Annotated in this window: 6 protein-coding genes; 4 read left to right on the forward strand and 2 right to left on the reverse strand. The window is 71.0% G+C overall.

Annotated elements, in window-relative coordinates; all coding sequences use genetic code 11:
• The coding region (locus ACFFNX_RS40970) for an HAD family hydrolase (protein WP_378211572.1) at positions 1-295 on the forward strand (295 nt) is incomplete at its 5' end.
• Positions 296-398: 103 nt separating this feature from the next.
• On the opposite strand, the gene ACFFNX_RS40975 is transcribed toward ACFFNX_RS40970, so the two are convergent.
• Positions 399-1,160 (reverse strand): glucose 1-dehydrogenase, encoded by a 762-nt coding sequence (locus tag ACFFNX_RS40975; RefSeq protein WP_378211573.1) that lies wholly within the window; start codon positions 1,158-1,160, stop codon positions 399-401.
• Between the two features lie 125 nt (positions 1,161-1,285).
• Here ACFFNX_RS40975 and ACFFNX_RS40980 point away from each other — a divergent pair, with 125 nt between their 5' ends.
• Positions 1,286-2,920 carry a penicillin-binding transpeptidase domain-containing protein gene (locus ACFFNX_RS40980; RefSeq protein ID WP_378211574.1) on the forward strand — a complete coding sequence of 545 codons (1,635 nt, stop codon included), beginning with the start codon at positions 1,286-1,288 and terminating at the stop codon, positions 2,918-2,920.
• Here the strand turns inward: ACFFNX_RS40980 and ACFFNX_RS40985 are convergent.
• On the reverse strand, positions 2,907-3,578 hold the full coding sequence (locus ACFFNX_RS40985) for an endonuclease V (RefSeq protein ID WP_378211575.1): 672 nt from the start codon (positions 3,576-3,578) through the stop codon (positions 2,907-2,909). The two genes, ACFFNX_RS40980 and ACFFNX_RS40985, sit on opposite strands and share 14 nt — an antisense overlap.
• Positions 3,579-3,919: 341 nt before the next feature.
• On the opposite strand from ACFFNX_RS40985, the gene ACFFNX_RS40990 reads away from it, so the two are divergent.
• Together ACFFNX_RS40990 and ACFFNX_RS40995 are read left to right on the forward strand one after the other, a co-directional pair.
• On the forward strand, positions 3,920-4,225 hold the full coding sequence (locus ACFFNX_RS40990; RefSeq protein ID WP_378211576.1) for a Dabb family protein: 306 nt from the start codon (positions 3,920-3,922) through the stop codon (positions 4,223-4,225).
• A 113-nt stretch (positions 4,226-4,338) separates the two neighbouring features.
• Positions 4,339-5,423, forward strand: a 1,085-nt coding sequence (locus ACFFNX_RS40995) for an MMPL family transporter (protein ID WP_378211577.1), incomplete at its 3' end; no start/stop codon positions are given.

The raw sequence follows: 5,423 nt of genomic DNA on the forward strand, positions 1-5,423 counted from the left end.
CACCGACGACGAGCACCGCCCCGGCCTGGTCCCGGTCGCCCGGTCCCGCGCCGAGGCCCGCTACGGCCCCGGTACGGCCACGCCGACCGTCCTGGTCGGCGACTCGGTCCTGGACATCGAGGCGGCCCGTGCGAACGGCGCCCGCGTCGTCGCGGTCGCCACCGGCATCACGTCCCGCGCCGACCTCACCGCCGCGGGCCCGGACGCGGTCCTCGACGACATGTCCGACCTCCGGGCCGCCCTGACCGCCATCCTCCCGTCCTCGGTCCCCGGCCACGGAACCGTCCCTTCGTAGCGGACGGGAGAAGCCGGTGCTGTTGCCGGGGACGGTGGACGGGGCACGCACGTGGAAGCCCGGTCGGCCGTTGATCGTGCGGCGGGCGAGGGTGTCCCGCCGGTCAGTAGCCGGCGCCCGTGAGCATGCCGCCGTCGATCACGAACTCGCTGCCCGTGCAGTACGTCGCCTCGTCCGAGGCGAGGAAGACCACGAGCGCGGGGATCTCCTCCGGGGTGCCCATCCGCCCGAGCGGCAGCGCGCGCAGGAACGCGTCGGCGCTCTCCGCCTTGGCCGACACCAGCGCCGCGTCCTCGGTGACCATCGGAGTGAGGATGGCGCCCGGGTGGATGGAGTTGACGCGGATGCCGTACTCCCCGAGCTCCCGCGCGGCCGCCTTCGTCAGGCCCCGTACGCCGAACTTGCTGGCGCTGTAGGCGGCCAGACCCGTGGCGCCGACGAAGCCCTCGGTGGAGGAGACGTTGACGATCGAGCCGCCCGCGGCCTTCATCGCGCCGATGACCGATTTGACCCCGAGCCACTGTCCGACCAGGTTGACCTCGATGATCTGGGTGAACTGTTCGAGGGACATGTCCTCGATCCGGCCGTAGCGGAGGACCCCGGCGTTGTTCACCAGCACGCCGAGCTCGCCGAACGCGGCCAGCGCGGTGTCGACGGCGGTCCGCCAGTCGTCCGGCCGGGTGACGTCCATCCGGACGAACCGCGTCGCGTCGCCGAGCTCGTCGGCGAGCCGGCCGCCCTCCTCCTCCAGCAGGTCGCCGAAGACCACGCGGGCGCCCTCGGCGACGAAACGCCGGACGTGCGCCTCGCCCATACCACGCGCGCCGCCGGTGATGAGCGCCACCTTGCCGTCGAGCCTGCCCATGGCACCTCTCATCTGGTCGAACGTCCTGAACGAGGCCGCAGGCCGGAAGCCGGACGACCGGCTTCGCGGCGCCAGACACTACGATGACCGATCAGACCAGACATCCGGGGGAGTGTCACGAACTCGTGCGACACAAAATCCTGTGGGCGTCCATCGCGGCGGGGACGGTCGTCGTCCTCGGCGTCGCGGGTGGCGCCTATCTGTTGCTCAGAACCAAGGGCAGTCCTACGGCGACCGCGCGCGCCTTCCTGTCCGCATGGGCGCGCGACGACGCCACCGCGATGCGCGGTGAGGCGCTCGCGCCTCCGCCCGATCTCGACCAGCAGTACCAGACGCTGCGCAAGGGGCTGGGGGTCACGAAGGTGCAGGCGTCGCCCGGCACCGAGTCCAGGCAGGGTGGCGAGGCGACGGTTCCCTTCACCGCCGACCTCACCCTTCCGATGGGCACCTGGCACTACCAGGGACGGCTGCGGCTGAAGACCGACCATCGCGAGTGGAAGGTCATCTGGTCGCCGGAGAGCATCCACCCGGACCTGCACAGCGGGCAGCACCTGACGATCACCTATCGGTGGCCCAAGCGGGCCCGGGTGGTCGCGGCCGACGGCAGCCCGATCGACGGCACCGACGTCTCCGGCTCGGTGCAGCAGATCGTCGGCACCACCGCGGCGCTGACCGACAAGCAGGCCAAGAAACTCGGCACGTCCTACAGCAAGGGCGACATCGTCGGGCAGTCGGGCATCCAGCAGCGTTTCGACAAGCGCCTCGCCGGCACTCCCACCGCCTCCGTCATCGTCGCCGACGCCTCGAACCATCCGGTCAAGAAGGTCGGCGGCTTCGCCGGCAAGGCCGGCCGCGACGTGAAGACGACTTTGGACCAGCACGTCCAGAGCGCCGCCGCGGCGGCCCTGCAGGGGCAGACCAAGCCGACGTCCATGGTGGCGATCCGCCCGTCCGACGGGCAGATCCTCGCCGTCGCCAACTACCCCGGCGGCTTCGACCGCGCGTTGCAGGGCACCTACCCGCCCGGTTCGACGTTCAAGGTGGTCACGGCGTACGCGCTGCTGCGCAGCGGGCTCAGCCCCTCGGACACGGTGGAGTGCCCCAAGGCGGCCAACGTCGGCGGTCAGGTCATCCACAACTCCGAGGGCGAGAAGACCGGCGATATGACGTTCACGGAGGCGCTGGCCCAGTCGTGCAACACCGCCTTCGCGCTCCAGACGCAGAAGCGCCTCAACCCGTCCCGGCTGTCGAGCGCCGCGAACCTCTTCGGCTTCAACCAGAAGATCGACCCCGGCATGCACGTCGCGGCGGGAAGCTTCCCCTCGCCGACGAGCACCTCGGAGATGGCCGTCGCCGGGTTCGGGCAGGGACGTGACCTGGCCAACGCCCTCAGCATGGCGGGGGTGGCCGCGGGCATCGCGGGCGGCACCTGGCATCCGCCGGTCTTCGTGTCCGACCCGCAGGTCGCGCAGAAGGCCAAGGCGGGCCGGCTCGACTCCCGCCTGCGCTCCGAGTTGGCCACCATGATGCGTGCGGTCGTGACGACGGGCACCGCCAAGGACGCCGGTCTGCCGGCGGGCACGGCGGGCAAGACGGGCACGGCCGAGTACGCCTCGGGGAAGGACGGCAAGGACCCGCCGACCCACGCGTGGTTCATGGGCTTCCACGGGGACGTGGCGTTCGCCGTGATCGTCGAGGGCGGCGGGTTCGGCTCCAAGACCGCCGCGCCGATCGCCCGGCGTTTCCTCAACGCGCTCTGAGCGTCTCCCGCGACAGGTGGTCGGCGCGGCGCGTCGTCTCCGGCAGGCGGTAGCGCGGCGCCAGCCGCAGCGTCATCGCGCACGCCGTGTCGAGGTCGGCGCGGTGGCCGACGGACACGAACACGGGCTTGACGCCCGTCTGCGTGCGCAGGGCCCGCCCGACCTCCTGCCCGCCGTCGCCTACGGGGCTCCAGGCGCCGCGTTCGTCGCCGGGCTCGTCGTAGTCGCCGACCAGCCTGGTCTTGCCGACGCCGATCGAGGGCAGCCCGGTCAGCACGCCGAGGTGGCAGGCCAGCCCGAACCGCTTGGGATGGGCCAGCCCGTGGCCGTCGCAGACCAGCAGGTCGGGGGTGACGCTCAGCGCGCGCAGCGCGTCGACCAGCGCCGGCAGTTCGCGGAAGGCGAAGAGCCCGGGGACGTAGGGGAATCCGGGCCGGTCGAGTGCGGTCGCCTCCTCGACGACCGCGAGCGTCTCGGCGTCGAGCACGACGACCGCCGCCGCCAGCCGGTCGTCGGCGTACGCGACGTCGAGACCCGCCACCGTGCGTACGGCCTGAGGACCGGCCGAGGTCAGGTCGGCGAGGGGCCGGAGGCGGTCCTGGATCGCCAGGGCCTCCTCGGCGACTTTGGGCCAGGGATGCAGATCCGCTACCTTCACGAGAGCACGCTACTCGCATCCGACATGACGGATATCTGGGCATCTGTTACCCGTGACCGTCCGTGAAATGGTAAATGCGCGTCGTGTTTGGGTCAAAATAGGTCAAATAACGTATTTCAAGTTGGGCTGTGAGCTTCTAACCTCGGTTTCAGGAGATCATCGCATCAGGGGGCGGGGTCACAGTGAAGATCAGGGGAGAGGAAGGCGTCATGGACGGAGTGTCCTGGACCTGACGATTCGGCAGATGAAGGGGCGGTTCGGTTTCACCGGGCCGCCCCTTCGGCCGCCGAGTGCCTTCCGTAAGGTCGTCCACGGAAACGTTCCGTAGTTAAGGAGGGTCCGTGTCCGGATTTCGGCATGTCGTGGTGTTCCGGTGGCGTGACGACGTGACCGCGGAGCAGAGGAAGACCGTCGAGGACCGGCTCAGAGAGCTTCCCGGCCTGATCCCCGAGCTGCGCGCCTACGCGATGGGTCACGACGCCGGCGTCAACCCCGGGAACTTCGACTTCGCGGTGGTCGCCGACTTCGCCGACCGCGACGCCTACCTCGTCTACCGCGACCATCCCACGCACCGCGCGATCATCGACGAGTGCATCACCCCGATCACCGCCGAACGCCACGCGGTCCAGTACGTACTCGAGCCGTAGACGGCCGTACTCCTCGCGGAGTACGCGCCGAGCCGAGGTGTCATCGCGGGCATGACGCTTCGGGCGTACCGGGAACGGGAGTCTGAGGGCCGGTAAACGAAGAGGAGACTCCCGTGCATGACGGCCCGCTCGTTCGGCTGGCCCGGCTGTGTCATCGCCGCCGGCGCCGGGTCCTGTTGCTCTGGATCGTCGGTGCGGCGGCGGTGATGGTGGTCGGGTTCGGTTACTCGGCCCCGGCCGACAACGCCTTCGGCGGTGGCGGTAGCGAGTCCGCCCGGGCCCAGGACCTGATCAAGGAACACTTCCCGCAGCAGAACGGCGACACGCTGACGCTCGCGATCCACGCCGACCAGGGCGTCGCCTCCGTACGGCCCCGCGTCGACCGGGTCATCGGCGAGCTGTCCCACGGCCCGCACGTCACCTCGGTGAGCTCGCCGTACCGCGTGCCCGCCCAGGTCTCGCCGGACGGGCTCACCGCGTTCGCCCCGATCCAGCTCGACCGGATCTCCGCGGAGATGCCCGCGGACGGCGTGAAGAAGATGATCGCCCAGGCGCGCGACGCCTCGGGGGACGGGCTGACGCTCGCCCTCGGCGGTGACGCGGTCGTCGACGTCGAGACCCCGGGAGGCGGTCCCACGGAGGGCATCGGCCTACTCGCGGCGGTGATCGTGCTGCTCATCGCCTTCGGCTCGCTGCTCGCGATGGGGCTGCCGATCGTCACCGCGGTCTTCGGGATCGGCACCGGACTGGCCGGCATCTCGCTGCTCGGCCACGTCCTGCCCGCCCCGTCATTTAGCCCGATCGTGGCCGGGCTGATCGGCCTCGGCGTCGGCGTGGACTACGCGCTGTTCATCGTCACGCGCTACCGGGAGGCACTGGACGGAGGCGACGACCCGGAGGCGGCCACCGCCACGGCCGTCGCGACGGCGGGCCGGTCGGTCGTGTTCGCCGGCACGACGGTGGTGGTCGCGCTCCTGGGACTGCTCGTCATGCGGCAGCGGCTGCTGAGCGCGGTGGCCGTGGCGGCCTCGCTCACCGTCCTGATGAGCATGATCGCCGCGGTGACGCTGCTGCCCGCGCTGCTCGGCTTCGCCGGCCGGCGGATCGACCGGTTCCGGGTGCCCGCGCTGACCCGGCGGAGCGGACGCCGCCCGCTCTCCGAGCGGTGGGCCGCGGTCATCCAGCGGCGCCCGGCCAT

This window comes from Actinoallomurus acaciae, assembly GCF_042429965.1.
Taxonomy (GTDB): Bacteria; Actinomycetota; Actinomycetes; order Streptosporangiales; family Streptosporangiaceae; genus Actinoallomurus; species Actinoallomurus acaciae.